The organism is Nocardioides panacisoli, assembly GCF_039537325.1.
GTDB lineage: Bacteria > Actinomycetota > Actinomycetes > Propionibacteriales > Nocardioidaceae > Nocardioides > Nocardioides panacisoli.
On sequence record NZ_BAABAH010000016.1, the window covers coordinates 1 to 14,361 of the forward strand.

General features: G+C 72.4%; 14 protein-coding genes. 3 read left to right on the plus strand and 11 right to left on the minus strand.

Going from position 1 to position 14,361, the window contains the following annotated elements:
* Positions 1 to 330 precede the first annotated feature (330 nt).
* From argH to argC, 10 genes are read right to left on the minus strand one after another with little or no spacing between them, the layout of a single operon-like run.
* Positions 331 to 1,767 carry an argininosuccinate lyase gene (gene argH, locus ABD709_RS17780; RefSeq protein WP_344777908.1) on the minus strand — a complete coding sequence of 479 codons (1,437 nt, stop codon included), beginning with the start codon at positions 1,765 to 1,767 and terminating at the stop codon, positions 331 to 333.
* The gene (locus ABD709_RS17785) at positions 1,764 to 2,240 is read right to left on the minus strand and encodes an NUDIX hydrolase (protein WP_344777910.1); all 477 of its coding nucleotides are present in this window, start codon (positions 2,238 to 2,240) and stop codon (positions 1,764 to 1,766) included. The genes argH and ABD709_RS17785 overlap by 4 nt, the downstream gene beginning before the upstream one ends.
* Positions 2,240 to 3,670, minus strand: coding sequence for an argininosuccinate synthase (gene argG / locus ABD709_RS17790; protein ID WP_344777912.1), 1,431 nt, complete (start codon positions 3,668 to 3,670; stop codon positions 2,240 to 2,242). The genes ABD709_RS17785 and argG overlap by 1 nt, the downstream gene beginning before the upstream one ends.
* Positions 3,667 to 4,188, minus strand: coding sequence for an arginine repressor (locus ABD709_RS17795; protein ID WP_344777914.1), 522 nt, complete (start codon positions 4,186 to 4,188; stop codon positions 3,667 to 3,669). Before ABD709_RS17795 ends, argG begins: the two co-directional genes overlap by 4 nt.
* Positions 4,189 to 4,193: 5 nt before the next feature.
* The gene (argF, locus tag ABD709_RS17800; protein WP_344777916.1) at positions 4,194 to 5,120 is read right to left on the minus strand and encodes an ornithine carbamoyltransferase; all 927 of its coding nucleotides are present in this window, start codon (positions 5,118 to 5,120) and stop codon (positions 4,194 to 4,196) included.
* Positions 5,117 to 6,304: an acetylornithine transaminase gene (locus ABD709_RS17805; RefSeq protein WP_425575166.1), complete on the minus strand. Its 1,188-nt coding sequence runs from the start codon at positions 6,302 to 6,304 to the stop codon at positions 5,117 to 5,119. Before ABD709_RS17805 ends, argF begins: the two co-directional genes overlap by 4 nt.
* Entirely contained in the window at positions 6,301 to 7,254 is a 954-nt protein-coding gene (argB, locus tag ABD709_RS17810) for an acetylglutamate kinase (RefSeq protein WP_344777918.1), read from the minus strand. The genes ABD709_RS17805 and argB overlap by 4 nt, the downstream gene beginning before the upstream one ends.
* A gap of 20 nt (positions 7,255 to 7,274) precedes the next feature.
* Positions 7,275 to 8,426, minus strand: coding sequence for a bifunctional glutamate N-acetyltransferase/amino-acid acetyltransferase ArgJ (gene argJ / locus ABD709_RS17815; protein WP_344777920.1), 1,152 nt, complete (start codon positions 8,424 to 8,426; stop codon positions 7,275 to 7,277).
* A gap of 27 nt (positions 8,427 to 8,453) precedes the next feature.
* Positions 8,454 to 8,870 carry an ACT domain-containing protein gene (locus ABD709_RS17820; RefSeq protein ID WP_344777922.1) on the minus strand — a complete coding sequence of 139 codons (417 nt, stop codon included), beginning with the start codon at positions 8,868 to 8,870 and terminating at the stop codon, positions 8,454 to 8,456.
* Positions 8,867 to 9,913: an N-acetyl-gamma-glutamyl-phosphate reductase gene (argC, locus tag ABD709_RS17825; RefSeq protein ID WP_425575167.1), complete on the minus strand. Its 1,047-nt coding sequence runs from the start codon at positions 9,911 to 9,913 to the stop codon at positions 8,867 to 8,869. The genes ABD709_RS17820 and argC overlap by 4 nt, the downstream gene beginning before the upstream one ends.
* Positions 9,914 to 9,999: 86 nt before the next feature.
* Here argC and ABD709_RS17830 point away from each other — a divergent pair, with 86 nt between their 5' ends.
* The gene (locus ABD709_RS17830) at positions 10,000 to 10,800 is read left to right on the plus strand and encodes a maleylpyruvate isomerase family mycothiol-dependent enzyme (protein ID WP_344777926.1); all 801 of its coding nucleotides are present in this window, start codon (positions 10,000 to 10,002) and stop codon (positions 10,798 to 10,800) included.
* Positions 10,801 to 10,817: 17 nt separating this feature from the next.
* On the opposite strand, the gene ABD709_RS17835 is transcribed toward ABD709_RS17830, so the two are convergent.
* Positions 10,818 to 12,410 carry a TolB family protein gene (locus ABD709_RS17835; protein ID WP_344777928.1) on the minus strand — a complete coding sequence of 531 codons (1,593 nt, stop codon included), beginning with the start codon at positions 12,408 to 12,410 and terminating at the stop codon, positions 10,818 to 10,820.
* A gap of 116 nt (positions 12,411 to 12,526) precedes the next feature.
* Between ABD709_RS17835 and ABD709_RS17840 the strand changes: the two genes are divergently transcribed.
* Together ABD709_RS17840 and ABD709_RS17845 are read left to right on the plus strand one after the other, a co-directional pair.
* A complete protein-coding gene (locus ABD709_RS17840; RefSeq protein ID WP_344777930.1) occupies positions 12,527 to 13,525 on the plus strand; it encodes an ATP-binding cassette domain-containing protein in 999 nt (332 codons plus the stop codon).
* A complete protein-coding gene (locus tag ABD709_RS17845; RefSeq protein ID WP_344777932.1) occupies positions 13,522 to 14,358 on the plus strand; it encodes an ABC transporter permease in 837 nt (278 codons plus the stop codon). Before ABD709_RS17840 ends, ABD709_RS17845 begins: the two co-directional genes overlap by 4 nt.
* The last annotated feature ends 3 nt before the right edge of the window (positions 14,359 to 14,361 follow it).

The following is a 14,361-nucleotide window of genomic DNA, read 5'->3' on the forward strand; positions in this document are numbered from 1 at the left end:
TCTGACAAAAGCCAGAATCATTGAAATGCCGAAAAAACCCACACACCCAACCCCAAAAGGCCAGATGCGCACAAACCTCACATCGACATATGCATGACACACTGTTGAGTTCTCAAACATCAGACGCGCTCGCACCGCCGCTCGGAGATCCCGTGCGGCTGGCTGCGGGGCAACCTGTGAAACGTTACTCGCGGCGCTCGGACGAGTCAACTTGGCGCCGACTCCCTCGCTTCGCGAGCTGTCGCGGCGTGCAGATACCGCCTGGGTTTGGCTCTTCGAGCCCGATCCGGCGGCCGCTCACCGCGACGTGGAGAAAGTTACCAGCACGGTTCAGGCGGACGCCAATCGGGCCCCGTCCACCTGCTCACGGAGCTCCGCCAGCTGCTCGCGGACCCGCTCGGGGGCGGTCCCCCCGCGGCCGTCCCGCGACGCCACCGAGCCCTCGGAGGTGAGCACGTCGCGCACCGCCGGGGTGAGGTGCGGCGAGACCTCCGCGAACTCCTCGTCGGAGAGCTCGTGCAGCTCGATCCCGCGCTCCTCGCAGCGGCGCACGCAGGCGCCGGCGAGCTCGTGCGCCACCCGGAACGGCACGCCCTGGCGCACCAGCCACTCGGCGATGTCGGTCGCGAGCGAGTAGCCCTGAGGTGCCAGCTCCGCCATCCGCTCGGTGTCGAAGACCAGGGTCGCGATCTGACCTGCGAAGGCCGGGAGCAGCACCTCGAGGGTGTCCACGGAGTCGAAGACCGGCTCCTTGTCCTCCTGCAGGTCGCGGTTGTAGGCCAGCGGCAGCGCCTTGAGGGTGGTCAGCAGACCGGTGAGGTTGCCGACCAGGCGGCCCGCCTTGCCCCGGGCGAGCTCGGAGATGTCGGGGTTCTTCTTCTGCGGCATGATGCTCGAGCCCGTCGACCACGAGTCGTGCAGCCTCACGAAGCCGAATTCCTTGGTCGCCCACAGGATCACCTCCTCCGCGATCCGGCTGACGTCGACGCCGGTCTGAGCCGCGACGAAGGCGAACTCGGCGACGAAGTCGCGTGACGCCGTACCGTCGATCGAGTTCGCGCTGGAGCCGGTGAAGCCGAGCTCGCGCGCGACCAGCTCGGGATCGAGGCCGAGGCTCTGACCGGCGAGGGCGCCGGAGCCGTACGGCGAGTCCGCCTCCACCCGGGCCCGCCAGTCGGCGAACCGGTCCACGTCCCGCAGCAGTGCCCACGCATGGGCGAGCAGGTGGTGGGAGAGCAGCACCGGCTGCGCGTGCTGGAGGTGGGTGCGGCCCGGCATGATCGCCGGCCGCTCCCCCAGGTGCGCCTCCGCCTGGCCGGCGAGGGCGTCGACGAGGTCGAGCACCAGCCGGCTGACGGTCCGGCAGTGGTCGAGCAGGTAGCTGCGGAACAGCGTGGCGATCTGGTCGTTGCGGGACCGGCCGGCGCGGATCTTGCCGCCGACGTCCGGACCGACCTCCTCGATGAGCAGCCGCTCGAGCGCTCCGTGGACGTCCTCGTCGTTCGGGTCGGGCCGCAGGGTCCCGTCGGCGAAGCGCTGCGCGAGCACGTCGAGGCCACGGTGCAGCTCGGCCTCCTCCGCCTCGTCGAGCAGGCCGGCCGCGGCCAGCGCCTTGGCGTGCGCGTGCGAGCCGGCGATGTCGTAGAGCCCCAGCCGCCAGTCGAAGTGCGTGGACCGCGAGAGGGCCTCGAGCTCCGGCGACGGCCCGCCGGCGAAGCGCCCGCCCCAGAGCTTGCCCTGGTTGGTGCCGCCCGTGTCACCCGTCATGCCCGTCCCTCCGTCAGTACGGCGTCGATCGCCGTGGCCATGATGTCCGGCATGTCCTCCGAGGCCGCGCTCCCGTCCGCCCTCAGGTCCTCCGGACGCCACCAGCGGGCCTGGAGGATGTTGCCGACCTCGGCCTCCTCCAGCCCGCCGAAGTGGACGTCCACGTCGGGGTCCGCGTCGAGCGGGATCGCGAAGAACGTCGAGTGCGAGACGTAGTCGACGCCGTCCCAGGAGAACGGGTGCACGCCGCCGCCGATCGGGCCGACCAGGTCCGCGGGGTCGCCGACGATGCCGGTCTCCTCGAGCAGCTCGCGGATCGCCGCCTGCTCGTGGGTCTCCCCCTCGTCGACGGCGCCGCCGATGCTGACCCAGTGCAGGTCGCCGGGGTGGGCAGGGTCCTGGCCCTGCAGGAGCAGCACCTCGCCGCGCGGGTTCACGGGCAGCACCCGGGCTGCCAGGCGGTGGATGGCCATCAGTCGGTGCCGTACTCCATGGCCGCCTCGTCGAGCAGCGCCTCCTCCTCGCCGGTGAGGGCGGGGTTCGCCTCGATCTGCTCGGCACCGCCGGACGGCAGCTCGCCGAACAGGGTCCCGTGCTCGACGAGCACCTGGCCCTGGTCGAGCGGCTGGCCGGCGTACATCTCGAGCTTGGCGCGCGAGTCCGCGATGTCGAGGTTGCGCATGGTGAGCTGGCCGATCCGGTCGGTCGGCCCGAACACGGCGTTCTCCGTGCGCTCCATCGAGAGCTTCTCCGGGTGGTAGGAGAAGTTCTGTCCCTCGGTCGCCAGGATCGTGTAGTCCTCGCCGCGGCGCAGCCGCACGGTCACGGTGCCGGTGACGAGGGAGGCGATCCAGCGCAGGATCGACTCGCGCAGCATCAGGGCCTGCGGGTCGAGCCAGCGGCCCTCGTAGAGCAGCCGGCCGAGCTTGCGGCCCTGGAGGTGGTAGTTCGCGATCGTGTCCTCGTTGTGCACGGCGTTGAGCAGCCGCTCGTAGGCGATCCACAGCAGGGCCATGCCCGGCGCCTCGTAGATGCCGCGCGACTTGGCCTCGATGATCCGGTTCTCGATCTGGTCCGACATGCCGAGCCCGTGCCGGCCGCCGATCGCGTTGGCCTCCTTGACCAGCGCGACCGCGTCGCTGAAGGCATTGCCGTTGATCGCCACCGGCCGCCCGGCCTCGAACGTGATGCTCACGTCCTCGGTGACGATCTCCACCGCCGGGTCCCAGAACCGGACGCCCATGATCGGGTCGACCGTCTCGAGCGACACGTCGAGGTGCTCGAGGGTCTTCGCCTCGTGCGTGGCGCCCCAGATGTTGGCGTCGGTGGAGTAGGCCTTCTCGGTGGAGTCGCGGTAGGGCAGACCGCGGGCGACCAGCCACTCGCTCATCTCGTGGCGGCCGCCGAGCTCGTGCACGAAGTCGGCGTCGAGCCACGGCTTGTAGATCCGCAGCTCCGGGTTCGCGAGCAGCCCGTAGCGGTAGAAGCGCTCGATGTCGTTGCCCTTGAACGTCGAGCCGTCGCCCCAGATGTTGACGCCGTCGTCGTGCATCGCGCGCACCAGGATGGTGCCGGTGACCGCCCGCCCGAGCGGCGTGGTGTTGAAGTAGGCGCGGCCGCCGGACCGGAGGTGGAACGCGCCGCACGCGAGCGCCGCGAGGCCCTCCTCGACCAGCTGCGGCTTGATGTCGACCGCGCGGGCGATCTCGGCGCCGTACTGCTTGGCGCGCTCGGGGACGCCGTCGACGTCGGGCTCGTCGTACTGCCCGATGTCGGCGGTGTAGGTGCAGGGCACCGCGCCCTTCTCGCGCATCCAGGCGACGGCGACCGAGGTGTCGAGACCGCCGGAGAACGCGATGCCGACGCGCTCCCCCTTCGGGAGTGAGGTGAGGACCTTGCTCATAGGTGTTCGGGGCTTCCTTCTGCGAGGGCGGTGAACTTGCGGGCGAGGGCGTCGCCCCCGCGGGGATCGCGGCCGATGACGAGGACGGTGTCGTCGCCCGCGATGGAGCCGAGCACTCCCGAGAGCTCGACCTTGTCGATGGCGCTGGCGAGGAACTGGGCCGCGCCGGGCGGGGTGCGGAGGACGACCAGGTTGGCGCTGGCCTCGGCGCTGACGAGCAGCTCCGCGCACAGGCGGCCGAGCCGGTGGTAGGCGCCGACGCGGTCCGCGGCGACCGGCGCACGGTTTCCGCCCTCGGCCGGGACGGCGTAGACCAGGGCGCCCGAGGCGGCGCGCACCTTGACCGCCTCCAGCTCGACGAGGTCGCGGCTGAGCGTGGCCTGGGTGACGTGGACGCCGCGCGCAGCGAGCAGCTCGACGAGGTCGCCCTGCGAGCGCACCTCCCGGACCGAGAGCAGGTCGGCCACCAGCCGCTGGCGGGCGCTCTTGGTCATCGGGGTCAGGGCGTGCTCGGACACGACGCTCACTCCCCGGCTCGCTCGTGCAGCCAGGCGAGGACAGCCTTCTGGGCGTGGCGGCGGTTCTCGGCCTCGTCCCACACGACGCTCTGCGGGCCGTCGAGGACCTCGGCCTCGATCTCCGCGCCACGGTAGGCCGGCAGGCAGTGCAGCACGATCGCGTCGGGCGCGGCCTTGGTGAGCAGGTCGCGGGTGACGGCGTACGGCGCGAACACCGCGCGGCGGGCCTCCGCCTCCGCCTCCTTGCCCATCGAGACCCAGGTGTCGGTCACCACCACGTCGGCGCCGGCCACCGCGACGAGCGGGTCGGGCTCCGCGGCCACCGAGCCGCCGGTGGCGGTCGCGATCCGGGCGCCGCGGTCGAGGATCCCCGGCTCGGGCAGGTAGCCCTCGGGACCACTGACCCTTACGTGCATGCCGGCGGTCGCACCCGCGAGCACCCAGGAGTTGCCCATGTTGCAGGCCGTGTCGCCGAGGAACGCCACCGTGAGGCCGGCGAGGTGTCCCTTGCGCTCCCGGATGGTGAGCAGGTCCGCCAGCAGCTGGCAGGGGTGGAAGTCGTCGGTGAGCGCGTTGACGACCGGTACGCCGGCGTGCGCCGCCATCTCCTCGAGCCGGGCCTGCTCGAAGGTGCGCCACACGATCTGCGACGCCTGCCGGCCGAGGACGCGGGCGACGTCGTCGACCGCCTCGCGGGTGCCGATCCCGGCGAGGTTGCCGTCGACGAGCATCGCGTGCCCGCCGAGCTCCGCGATGCCGGCCGCGAACGAGGACTGGGTGCGAAGCGTCGGCTTGTCGAAGATCATCGCGACCGTGCGGGGGCCGGCCAGCGGCTTGTGGTCGTAGGGCGCGGCCTTGAGCTTCGCGGCCAGCGCCAGGACCTCGGCCTGCTCGACCGGCGTGAGGTCGTCGTCGCGCAGCAGGTGCTTCATGGTCGCTGCACCCCGGCCTGGTCGAGGATCGCCGGCCACGCGGCGACGAACGCGTCGACGTCGGCGTCGGTGAGCACGTAGGGCGGCGCGAGCCGGAGCCGGTCGGGGGTCGTCGCGTTCACGATGAACCCCGCGTCCTGGGCGGCGGCCACCACGTCCGCGGACTTCGGCTCGACCAGGTCGAGCCCGATCAGCAGCCCGGTCCCGCGGACCTCGGTGACGCGGGGGTCCGCCGCGACCCCGATCCTCAGCCGCTCCCCCAGCTCGACCACGCGCGCGAGCAGCTTGTCCTCGGCGATCGCGTCGAGCACCGCGAGCGCGGCGGCTGCCGCCACCGGGTTGCCACCGAAGGTCGTGCCGTGGTTGCCGGGGTCGAACAGCTTCCCGGAGCCGCCGGTCGCGATGCACGCGCCGACCGGGATGCCGCCGCCGAGGCCCTTCGCGAGGGTCACGATGTCCGGCACCACGGTTCCGCTCACGAGCTCGGGGTTCTGGTGGGCGTAGAAGGTGCCCGTCCGGCCGACGCCCGTCTGCACCTCGTCGAGCCACAGCAGGGCGCCGTGGTCGTGGGCGATGCGCTGGGCGTCGGCGAGGTAGGAGGCGGGAGGTACGACGACGCCCGCCTCGCCCTGCACCGGCTCCACGAGCACCGCGGCCGTGGAGTCGTCGACCGCGGCCTCGAGGGCGGCGCTGTCGCCGTACGGGACGAAGACGACGTCGCCGGGCAGCGGCTCGAACGGCTCGCGGTAGGCCTGCTTCGAGGTGAGCGCGAGCGAGCCCATGGTCCGGCCGTGGAACGACCCCTCCGCGACGACGACCCTGGTCCGGCCGGTGCGCCGGGTGAGCTTGAACGCCGCCTCGTTGGCCTCGGCGCCGGAGTTCGTGAAGAACACCCGGCCGTCGGTGCCGAGCTCGGCGAGCAGGCGCTCGGCGAGGGTGACCTGCGGGACGCTGGCGAAGAAGTTCGAGATGTGGCCCAGGGTGCGCAGCTGCTCGTCGACGGCGGCGACGAGCCGCGGGTGGGCGTGGCCCAGCGCGTTGACGGCGATGCCGCCGAGCAGGTCGACGTACTCACGGCCGTCGACGTCCCACACGTGAGCGCCCTCCCCGCGGGCGAGCACGAGCTTCGGCGGACCGAAGGTGTTCATCAGCGAGGCGGCGTACCGCTCGTTCCAGGTGGTCACGCGCCGACCTCTCTCGCCTTGCGGGTCTTGGTGGTGACGCCGGGCAGCACCTGGGTGCCGACGCCCTCGTCGGTGAACAGCTCGAGCAGCACCGAGTGCTCCTGGCGGCCGTCGACGACGGTCGCGCGCTTCACGCCACCGCGGACCGCCTTCAGGCAGGCGCCCATCTTGGGGATCATCCCGCTGGCCAGCGTCGGCAGGATCTCGTCGAGGGCGTCGGGACTGATCTCGCCGATCACCTCCTCGGGGTCCGGCCAGTCGAGGTAGAGGCCCTCGACGTCGGTGAGGACCAGCAGCTTCTCGGCGCCCAGCGCGACCGCGAGCGAGGCGGCGGCCGCGTCCGCGTTGACGTTGTGCACGACGCCGTCCACGTCCGGGGCGACGCTGGAGACGACAGGGATCCGCCCGGCCTCGATCAGGTCGAGCACCGCCTCGGGCCGCACCTCGGCGACCTCGCCGACCAGGCCGAGGTCGACCTCCTGACCGTCGACGACCGTGCCGGTCGCCTGGGCGGTGAACAGGCCGGCGTCCTCGCCGGAGAGGCCGACGGCCAGCGGGCCGTGCTCGTTGATCAGGCCGACCAGCTCGCGCTGGACCTGGCCGACGAGGACCATCCTGACGACGTCCATGGCCTCGGGCGTGGTGACCCGCAGACCGCCGCGGAACTCCGACTCGATGCCGAGCCGGGCCAGCATCTGTGAGATCTGCGGACCACCACCGTGGACGACGACCGGGCGGAACCCGGCGAACCGCAGGAAGGCGATGTCCTCGGCGAACGCGCGCTTCAGCTTGTCGTCGGTCATGGCGTTGCCGCCGTACTTCACCACGACGACCTTGCCGTGGTAGGCCTTCAGCCACGGCAGCGCGCCCGCGAGGGTGCGGGCCTTCGCCGGGTCCGGCTTCCCCGGCGCGTAGCTGACGGTCTCGATGCCGATGCTGTCGTTGCTCATTCTGGGGTCGTGGGGTGTTGTCATGAGCTGTAGGCGCTGTTCTCGTGGACGTAGGCGTGGGTCAGGTCGTTGGTCCACACCGTCGCGCTCGCGGCACCCACCTTGAGGTCGATGGTCACCGTCACGTGTCGCGGCGTGAGGTCGACGGTCGTGGGGTCGGCGGCCGGGGTGGACTGCCTGCAGACCCAGACGTCGTTCATCGCGACGTCGAGGTCGGCGGGGTCGAAGGCCGCCGACGTCGTGCCGATGCTCGCCAGGACCCGGCCCCAGTTGGGGTCGTTGCCGAACACGGCAGCCTTGAACAGGTTGGAGCGGGCGACGCTGCGGCCGACCTCCACCGCGTCGTCCTCGGAGGCGGCGTTGATCGTGGTGATCGCGATCTCGTGGCTGGCGCCCTCCGCGTCGGCGAGCAGCTGGCGGGCGAGATCGGTGCAGGCCTCGGACAGGGCTGCGGTGAACTCCTCGGCGGTCGGCGTCACCCCGGACGCACCGCTCGCCAGCACGGTGACCGTGTCGTTGGTCGACATGCAGCCGTCGGAGTCGAGCCGGTCGAAGCTGACCCGGGTGGAGGCCCGTAGGGCGGTGTCGAGCTGCGGGGCGGGTACGACGGCGTCGGTCGTCAGCACGACGAGCATGGTTGCGAGCTGCGGGGCGAGCATCCCGGCGCCCTTGGCCATCCCGCCGATCGACCAGCCGTCCCGCTGCACGACGACCTGCTTGGCCACCGAGTCGGTGGTCATGATCGCCTCCGCGGCATCCGGCCCGCCGTCGGGCGAGAGCCGGGCGTGCACGGCGCCCACGCCGTCGAGCAGCAGCTGGCGGTCGTTGGTGAGGCCGATCAGCCCCGTGGAGCACACGACGACGTCGACCGCTCCGATGCCGACGGCGTCGGCGACCTTCTCGGCGACCGCGTGCGTGGTCTGGAAGCCCTCGGGGCCGGTGTAGCAGTTGGCTCCTCCGGAGTTGAGGACGACGGCCTTCACGACGCCGTCCTTGACGACCTGCTCGCTCCAGAGCACGGGGTTGGCCTTGCAGCGGTTCGCGGTGAAGACCGACGCGGAGTCATGTCTCGGGCCCTGGTTGACGACCAGGGCGAGATCCTTCTTGCCGGTGCTCTTGATGCCGACGGCGGCGCCGGCGGCGACGAAGCCGGCGGGGTGGGTGACGCTCATGCGGGGGTTCCTTCGAGTTCGGGCTGGTCAGGCGGGCGTGGCGGGGGCGACGGTGTGCCCCGATCGTCGCCACGCCTCCTCCGCGCGGTCCGCGTCGCTCTCGTGCACCAGGATCCAGTCCGTGCCGAACGTGGAGAGCGCGAACACGCTCACCCCGGCGTCGGCGAGCGGCGTGAGGAGCGCGACCAGCACGCCGGTGACGCCCGAGGCGATGTCGAAGTCGGCGGAGCCCTCGTCCGGCACGACCGCGAAGGCCGTGTAGGGCCGGTGGTGCCGGGTCTTGGCCGGCACGCTCCGGGACGCGCAGATGATCGAGGTCTCGGTCGAGGTCGCCGTGATCGAGAAGACCGACGAGGACTCCGCCCACGACGGGACCTCGGACCCCGGTCCGAGCTGAACGACCGCCAGCCGCTCGGGGTAGCGGGCCAGGTTGTACGTGGTCACGGGGCGACCCCCACGGTGGTCAGGCCCGTGGTCTCGTCGAGACCGAGCGCGAGGTTCATGCACTGGACGGCCGCGCCGCCGGTGCCCTTGGCCAGGTTGTCGACGACACCGACGGCGACCAGCCGGCCGGCGTCCTCGTCCACCGTGACCTGCAGGTGGACGGCGTTGGAACCGATCACCGACTGGGTCTGGGGCCACTGGCCCTGCGGCAGGACGTGCACGAACGGCTCCTCGCCGTACGCCTTGGCGTAGAGGGCGTGCGCCTCCTCCGCGGTGAGCGCGCCGGTGAGCGGCGCGCTGCAGGTGGCGAGGATGCCGCGCGGCATCGGCACCAGCAGCGGCGTGAAGCTGACCTTGAGGTGCTCCTCGGTGAGCCGGCCGAGGTTCTGGCTGATCTCCGGGGTGTGCCGGTGGACGCCGCCGACGCCGTACGCCGAGACGCTGCCCATCACCTCGCTGCCGAGCAGGTGCGGCTTCGCGGCCTTGCCGGCGCCGCTGGTGCCGGACGCGGCGACGACGACGAGGTCGGGGGTCACGACGCCCGCGGCGACGGCCGGGGCGAGCGTCAGGGTGGAGATCGTCGGGTAGCAGCCCGGCACGGCGATCCGGCGCGCGCCGCGCAGCCGGTCCCGCTGGCCGGGGAGCTCGGGTAGGCCGTAGGGCCAGGTGCCGGCGTGGTCGCTGCCGTAGAACCGCTCCCAGGTCGCGGGGTCCTCCAGCCGGAAGTCGGCGCCGCAGTCGATGACCACGACGTCGGGGTCGCGCTCGGAGAGCGCCTCCGCGAGCTCGCCGGACTGCCCGTGCGGGAGGCCGAGGAAGACGACGTCGTGCCCGGCGAGGGTCTCGACCGTGGTCTGCTCGAGGACCCGGTCGGCGAGGGGCACCAGGTGCGGCTGGAGGGCGCCGAGCGGCTCGCCGGCGTTGCTGCCCGCGGTGACGGCACCGATCTCGACGCCGGGGTGGCCGAGCAGCAGCCGGAGGACCTCGCCTCCCGCGTACCCGCTCGCGCCTGCGACCGCGACCCGCACCTTCGTCATGTGCATGAATATACACGTCCGTGCATGATGATGTACGGCGGGGTCCGCAAACCGGTCGACGGGTGTCCGAGCCGGCTCGTAGGTTGCCGGACATGACCCGGCTCTCCCCCACCGAGTACCTCGACCACATCCGCAGCGAGTCCGCACGCTTCCGCGCCGTGCTGGCCGGCTGCGACCCAGCCGCCCGCGTTCCGGCGTGCCCGGACTGGGACGCCGCGGACCTGCTCTGGCACCTCGGCGAGGTCCAGTGGTTCTGGTCGCAGGTCATCGGCAGGCGGCCCGCCGCGCCGCGCGAGGACGACCCCCGACCGGACCGTCCTGGCGACACCGCGGGACTGCTGGCGTTCTTCGACGAGTCCTCCGGCGCCCTGGTCGCGGCCCTGGAGTCCGCGGATCCGACCGAGCCGGCGTGGTCGTGGGCCGACGAGCAGCGGGTCGGGTTCACCTACCGCCGACAGGCGCACGAGGCGCTCATCCATCGCCTCGATGCCGAGCAGACCGCCGGCACCACCACGCCGCTGGATGCGCGCCTCGCGGCCGACGGCGTCGCGGAGCTGATGGAGGTCATGTACGGCGGCGAGCCACCCGCGTGGGGCCGTTTCGAGCCCGGCGTGGGCCAGGTCGACGTACGGATCACGGACGCGGGCGAGACGATCCGGGTCCGCCCCGGCACCTTCGTGGGCACCGACCCCGAGTCGGGCAAGGCCTACGACGGACCGCACCTGCTCGTGGTCCCGGAGCCGTCCGGGGCGGCCGCGGCGACGGTCGCGGGAACCGCCGCGGACCTGGACGCGTGGCTGTGGAAGCGCGCCGGCGACGCCGGTGTCACCTGGGACGGCGACGAGGCCGCGCGCGACGGCTTCCTCGCAGCGGTGATCCCGCCCCTGGACTGAGCCCGGTGCGGACCGGATCAGCGGCTGCCCCACACGGGGATCGTCGGCACCCCGTTGGGCTGGGGATGCTGGTCGGCGAGGATGTCGGGGTCGTCGGGGCTCGCCGGGTCGATCGTCACCAGCTCCTCGCTGCCGTCCGGCGCGCGCCAGAGCGCCGCGATCTGCTTGCCGTCGGGCGACCAGACCGGGTGGGCGTACTCGGTCGTCCCGAGCTGGTGGGCCTCGTGCATGCCGGCGTCGGCGACCCAGAGGTGGCCGTAGGTGTCGTCGGAGTCGTGGACGAGGAAGAGCAGCGCGTCCGCCTCCTGCGACCAGTCGGCGTGGGTGACGTGCGCGGTCGGGTCGTCCGGCAGGGCGAGCGGCACGGGCGTGCCGGTCGACATGTCGTAGGCCGAGAACGTGTCCGCGCCGGTGGCGGGGTCCTCGGTCCCGTAGATGAAGGTGTTGTCGCTCACCCAGGTCGGCGAGCCGCGGAAGTCGGTTCCCTCGAGCACCTGCTGGGCCCCGCTGCCGTCCGAAGCGCACACGAAGATCCCGTCGGGGCGGCCGTCGTTCCCCGTGCACACGATCGCGAACCGGGTGCCGTCGAGGCTCCACCCCGGCCGGAGCGCGTGCTCGCAGCGGCCGCTGGACGGGAACACCTGGGTCGCTGCCTCGTCGCTGCCGACGTGGCGCAGGAACAGCACGGGGAACCCGCTGGAGGTGTCGAGGTAGGTGAACTCGGTGCGGTCGGGCGAGATCGTCGGCAGGTCGTCGGCGGTGCCGTCGGTGAGGGGCGACCAGCGCCCGTTGTCGGCGTTCACGCGGTAGATCCGCAGCGCACCCGCGTCGTCGCGGTAGGGCAGGAGGATCGCGTTGTCCGGGATGGTCGTGGCGCCACCCGAGTCGGCGCTGGACGAGGAGTCGCCGGAGGACCCGCCGCTGTCGTCCCCGCGCTGGCTCTGCCAGACCGCGAAGCCGACGCCCGCGACCAGTCCGAGGACGAGCGCGATCGCCAGCACCACCAGGCCGATGCCGCGGCGGCGAGGAGCGGCGGGCGGCGGTGCGGGCGGAGCGAGCGGTCGGGGCGGGAGGCCGGCCGGCCCGGCCGGCGCGGTCAGGCCCGCGGGCCCGGGCGCCTCGTCGACGTACACGGTGCCGTCCTGCTGACCCGGCGCGGAGGCGGCAGCGGGAGCCGACCAGGGCTGGCCCGGAGGCGGCGGAGGCGGAGAGGCGAGGGAGGGGCCGGCGGGCGGGACCGGTCCGCGGCCGGTGTCGCCCTCCTCGGCGCCCCGGCTGGGCACGAAGGCCGCGTCCAGGCGACCGATCGCGAAACCCAGCACCGCCACCGCCCAGCGCGACCGCCGGTCGTCGTCGGAGCCTCGGTCGCGGGCGAGCGCCGTACCGGCCTCCAGGACGGCCGCCTGCGGCGACGCGCCGGCGTCGAGCAGGGCCACGAGCCGCGCCAGGCCACCGAGCCGGACGGCGTCGACGAGCAGGTTCACCTCGCCCGTGGTCGCCTCGTCCTCACCGAGGAAGTCGTCCAGCGCGCCGCGGAACTCCGTGGCGTCGACGGTGACACGCGGGCCGCGCGAGGCCACGAGCTCGCGCAACGACTCCTGCAGGGCCATGCCGACATCTTGGCAGCGCGGGGCCGACTTCGCTGCCGTGCCACCCCTGAAACCGGCGAAGGCCACTGAAACCGAGGTGAAGGCGTCGTGAAACCAGGACACCCGAGAGTGGTGCCATGAACGAATCCACGCTCCCCCGCCCAGCGGAAGGCGACGACCTCGCCGTGTCCGCGACCGGGCTGGTCAAGACCTTCGGGGACTTCCGCGCCGTCGACGGGGTCGACCTGACCGTCCGCCGCGGCGAGGTCTTCGGCGTTCTCGGCCCGAACGGTGCCGGCAAGACCACGATGCTCTCGATGCTCGCGACGCTGCTGCCGATCGACGGCGGCCGGGCCTCGATCTTCGGCGTCGACGTCGCCGGCAACCCGCACCAGGTACGGCAGCTGGTCGGGGTGACCGGGCAGTACGCCTCGGTCGACGAGAACCTGACGGCCACCGAGAACCTCTACCTGTTCGGCCGGTTGCTCGGGCTGCCGAGGGCCCACGCCCGCGCCACCGCCGCCGACCTGCTCGAGCGGTTCGACCTCACCGAGGCGGCGACCCGGCAGATCAAGAACTTCTCGGGCGGCATGCGCCGACGCCTGGACCTCGCGTCCTCGCTCATCGCCCGCCCGCCGCTGATCTTCCTGGACGAGCCGACGACGGGGCTTGACCCGCGCACCCGCGGCCAGATGTGGGAGACCATCCGCGAGCTGGTCGTCCAGGGGTCGACGATCCTGCTGACCACGCAGTACCTGGACGAGGCCGACCAGCTCGCCGACCGGATCGCCGTGATCGACCGCGGTCGCAAGGTCGCCGAGGGCACGTCGGACGAGCTGAAGTCCTCCGTCGGAGCCTCGACCCTGCACGTCCGGCTCGAGGACCGGGAGGCCACCACCCGGGCCGCCGCGATCGTGGAGCGCGTGCTCGGCGAGGCGCCGGTGCTCACGCCGGAGGCCGGCGGGCTCAACATCGCCCTCGCGGACGCCAACCGTGCCGCGGACGTGCTCATCGCCCTCCGCCAGGCCGACCTGTCCATCACCACCGCCGCCGTGCAGCAGCCCACCCTGGACGAGGTCTTCCTCGCCATCACCGGCCACCACAGCGACGCCGACGAGAACGAGGAGGTCGCATGACCACCACCGACACCCTGCTGCCGGAAGCCGCCGGGGTCACCACGGTGCCCGGGTCGCTGTCCTCGCGACCGAGCCTGCGCGAGACCGCCAGCCAGACCGTGGCGCTGGCCTGGCGCGCGACGAAGAAGATGCGCCGCAACCCGGAGCAGTTCTTCGACGTCACGCTGCAGCCGCTGCTCTTCACGGCGATGTTCACCTACATCTTCGGCGGCGCCATCTCCGGCAGCGTCGCGGACTACATGCCGATCATCATCCCGGGCATCCTCGCCCAGACGGCGATCACGACGTGCATGGCGATGGGCACCCAGCTCCGCGAGGACATGGACAAGGGCGTCTTCGACCGCTTCAAGTCCCTGCCGATCGCGCGGATCGCTCCCCTCGCCGGGCCGGCGCTCGCGGACGTCATCCGCTACGTCATCGCGGCGACGCTGACCATCCTCGTCGGCATCGCCATGGGCTACCGCCCCGGCGGCGGCGTCGGCGGCACCCTGGCCGCCTGGGCGCTGACCATCTTCGCCGCCTGGTCGCTGGCCTGGATCTTCACCTGGCTCGGCACCGTGATGCGCACCGCGCAGGCGGTGCAGGGCACCGCGATGCTGATCATGTTCCCGTTGACGTTCCTGTCCAACGCGTTCGTCCCCGAGGACACCCTCCCCGGCTGGCTGCAGGCGTTCGTGAAGATCAACCCGGTGTCGCACGTCGTCACCGCGGTCCGGGACCTGATGAACGACGGCGCCTTCACCGCCGAGGTCGGCTGGGCGCTGCTGGGCTGCGCCGCCGTGGTCGTGATCTTCGCGCCGCTGGCCGTGCGGAGCTACTCGCGCAAGATGTAGGAG